Raw genomic sequence first — 1,478 nt, 5'->3', positions numbered from 1 at the left:
AACAAGATGCCGTTTCGGACCGCGATGCCCCCGAGCGAAATGAAACCAACGAGACTGGCCACGGTCAAATTTTGTTGTGTAATCACCAACGCCATCACGCCACCAATGAATGCAGTGGGTAAGGCATTGAGAATCTGCAATACGATCCGTACCGATGGGAACAACAGCATCAGCACCAAAAACATTCCGACAACCGAAACGGCAGCCAAGATCATGATCAGACGAGTCGCTCGTTGCTGGCTCTCGAATTGACCACCGTATTCGACAAAGTATCCGACCGGCATTGTGACTTTTTGATCGAGTTTCTGTTTTATCTCTTCAACTGCACTCGCTAAGTCGCGACCGTCGGTATTACAACGGATCACAATCCGCCGCCGAGCATTTTCGCGGTTCACTGCGTTTGGTCCCGTGCCTTCGCTAATATCAGCAACTTCATGCAGCTCAATTTGCCCGCGACTCTTGTGGTCATCGTCGCTTGGCAAGTCGATTCGTAGTCGTCCGAGATTCTTGTAGTCCGTGCGATACTCTTCTTCCAAACGGATGAGCAGATCAAAGCGACGTTGCCCTTCAAGAACCTGCGAGATAACCTCGCCTTGAAGCGCCGTTTGTAAGACATTGGCCACATAAGCTCGGGTCAGTCCGTGGAAAGCCAAGTCATCGGATCGAAGCTGAATGTGAAGTTCCGCAGTCTGTCGAATCGGCTCAATAACCGGTGGCGTGATTCCAGGAACCTCTTGGATCGTCGTCTTGGCTTGCTCGGCAAGCTGCTGAAGCGTGTTCAGGTCATCGCCAAAGACCTTGATCGCGATTTCAGCATAGACGCCCGAGACCATGTGGCTAATCAGGTGCGCGAGCGGTTGTTGGACTTCAATGTCCACGCCGGGGGCTTCATTCTTGAGTTGTTTTAGTAAGCCCGATATCACTTCATCACGATCCTGCTTGATTGCCGGATTCATGCTGATAATGTATTCGCCAACATTCACCGGCGAAGCATGTTCGTCCATTTCAGCCCTACCGGTGCGGCGCACGAAGTACAGAATCTCGCCATCCGGGTTAGATGCACTGACCTGCTTGTCTCGAAAGACCGCGTCAATGGAACCGGATACTTGGTTTGACGCATCGAGCGAAGAACCTGCTGGTAACGTCACGTTGACCTGGACACTGCCTTCGTCGAACGGTGGTAGAAAGTCACGGCCCAAGTTTGCCAACTGCCACGCGGCAATCGCGACGCCAAGCCAAGTGATCAGCAGCAGCGATCGCGGCATAACCATGCTGATTTGTATCAGCACGGACGCCATCTTTTTCAATGTCCGTAGCAGCCAACCGTCTTGCTCTCGATGTGCAGCTTGCGATTGAGGTAGCAAGTAGTACGAGAGCACGGGGGTCACGGTCATCGAAACCAGGAAAGACGCAAGAATTGAAACGATGTAAGCCAGACCGAGTGGTGAAAACAACCGACCTTCGACTCCCGACAACGC

Annotated in this window: 1 protein-coding gene; it reads right to left on the bottom strand. The window is 52.4% G+C overall.

Annotation, left to right across the window (positions count from 1 at the left end):
- A partial coding sequence (locus Poly41_RS33745; protein ID WP_146531775.1) for an efflux RND transporter permease subunit occupies positions 1-1,478 on the bottom strand: 1,478 nt, incomplete at both ends.

Origin of the sequence: Novipirellula artificiosorum (assembly GCF_007860135.1) — a bacterium.
Taxonomy (GTDB): domain Bacteria; phylum Planctomycetota; class Planctomycetia; order Pirellulales; family Pirellulaceae; genus Novipirellula_A; species Novipirellula_A artificiosorum.
This window is presented reverse-complemented; position numbering and strand designations above follow the sequence as displayed.